This window comes from Synechococcus sp. R55.7, assembly GCF_047461955.1.
GTDB lineage: Bacteria > Cyanobacteriota > Cyanobacteriia > Thermostichales > Thermostichaceae > Thermostichus.
This window is the reverse complement of the sequence record NZ_JANSIC010000317.1, coordinates 1-1,897: the sequence shown is the minus strand read 5'-3', so window position 1 is coordinate 1,897 and position 1,897 is coordinate 1. Positions and strand designations below refer to the sequence as shown.

Here is a 1,897-nt window from a genome sequence, read left to right as displayed (position 1 = left end):
TGGGGATCCTGAAAAACGGCTTGCGGCGCGGCTTTGAAACCTTTTACAACTACGGTGGCGCTCTGCCCACCCGCCCCCCCGAAGGCACCCCCTTGCCCGCCCCCTTGAACCGCTGGCTGGCCGCCTACACCCAATTTTGGCGGCGGCTCTCCTATCCGGTGCAAAACGCCTTTGCCCGCTCCGACGCCCTCTTCCAGCTGGCGCTGCACCCCTGGTTTGCCTCCCTCTGGACCCGCCTGCTCAACTTCAAAGGCAACACCGCCGCCTCGATTGCCGACCTCAACCGCTACCTGCAGCAGATGGCCCGCCGCCGGTCGGATCCCGGAGCACGGCCCTTCTTTTGCTTTGTCAACCTGATGGAGCCCCATCTGCCCTACTGGCCGCCGGAGCCCTTTGTGCAGAAATACGCCCCCTATTTCAAAAGCAACCGCGAGGCCCGCGACTTTTTGCGCCAATACAACGCCCAGCCCTACCGCTGGATGGCGCCCCTGCCGCAGCCCCTTTCTCCACTGCAAGCGCAGGTGCTGCGGGATATCTACGATGCTGAGGTGGCCTACCAAGATCACCTACTGGGATCCGTCTTCGACACCCTGCGCCACACCGGCCTGGAGCAGAACACGCTGGTGGCCATCGTCGCCGATCACGGCGAAGGCCTGGGAGAACACGACTTCGTCGGCCACGCCTTTGTGGTCTACGAAGAGCTGATCCGCGTGCCCCTCATCCTGCGCTATCCCGGCCACTTCCCGGCAGGAAAACGCATTGCCACCCCCGTTTCCACCCGCCGCCTCTTCCATACCCTCCTGGAAGCTGCCGGCTTTAGCCCCAACCTTTCCCCCAACGGTGCCCCCTGTGTCAGCCTCAAGCTCCGCCGCGAGGTCGCCCGCCTCAGCTTGGCCCGCACCTTGGCAGGGGAAGATCCCGAGCAGGGAACAGTGCTCAGCGAAGCCTTCCCGCCCCACCTCCTCATTCGGGCTATGGAAAGCCGTAACGACAGCCTGCTGCGGGCGCGTGCCTGTTACGACATCCGCCGTGCCCTCTATGAGGGGATGACCAAGCTCATCCAAACGGGGGATCGTCCCAGCCTCTACAACTTGGAGCAGGATCCGGCGGAGCTGCGGGATCTGCTCTGGGTCGGCGACGGGGATCCTGTCTCCTCTCTCCCTGATGCTGATCCGCAACGCTGTCACGACGGGTCGGCGGGGGAAGCCGGCTGGGGATCCCTTTCCCCCCAGGCTTGGCTGGCTCGCCTGCAGCAGGGGCTGAGAACGTGGGTGAGCTGGGCAGAATCCCGACAGCCCAGCACGGCTCCTCGCAAGGTGAATGTGGAAAGCGATGCCGACTTGGTGCGGCAGATGCAAGAGCTGGGCTACTTGGAGTAGGCAGGGATCCCGCTATTCCAGCCCTCCTTCCTCCTCCCTGTGATCCCGCACATAGCCGTTTAGATCGTAGTCATCCATGTCATCCATCTCCTCCGGATCCGCCGTTGGCCAATCCTCATTTTGCCCGCCGATAATCACGCGGCTGAGGCCGATGTATTCCAGGCTGAGGGTGCGCAGGGCGTTGATCAACACATCCAGCGCCATCGCATCGGCGGTGCCCAGATCAAACCAGCAGCGGGCCCAGTTGTCCTTCTCTTCCAGGGATCCCATGTTGTGCATTAGGGAAGGCAAGGGATCCGATTCGTTGGGATACTCCAGATAGCTCAGATCCACCTCGGCCTCTTGGGCCACCAGACGCTCGGCGTTAAATCCGCCCAGCTTGCCCAACACGTACCACGACTCCAGCACCTCGTTGAGGTACTCCAGCTCAGCTTCGACCGGCGGCTCGGCAAACTCAAACCAGATCCACAGATTTCCCGGATCGCACTCGCGAAACTCCACTTGCATGGACAGTTCCT

General features: G+C 62.7%; 2 protein-coding genes. One reads left to right on the top strand and one right to left on the bottom strand.

The genetic code is table 11. From position 1 onward, the window contains the following. Window positions 1-1,379: sulfatase (locus tag NW820_RS12120; RefSeq protein WP_414407614.1), on the top strand; the 1,379-nt coding region annotated here is incomplete at its 5' end. A 12-nt stretch (window positions 1,380-1,391) separates the two neighbouring features. Here NW820_RS12120 and NW820_RS12115 read toward each other — a convergent pair. After that, on the bottom strand, window positions 1,392-1,886 hold the full coding sequence (locus tag NW820_RS12115) for a DUF3531 family protein (RefSeq protein ID WP_414343673.1): 495 nt from the start codon (window positions 1,884-1,886) through the stop codon (window positions 1,392-1,394). Window positions 1,887-1,897 lie beyond the last annotated feature (11 nt).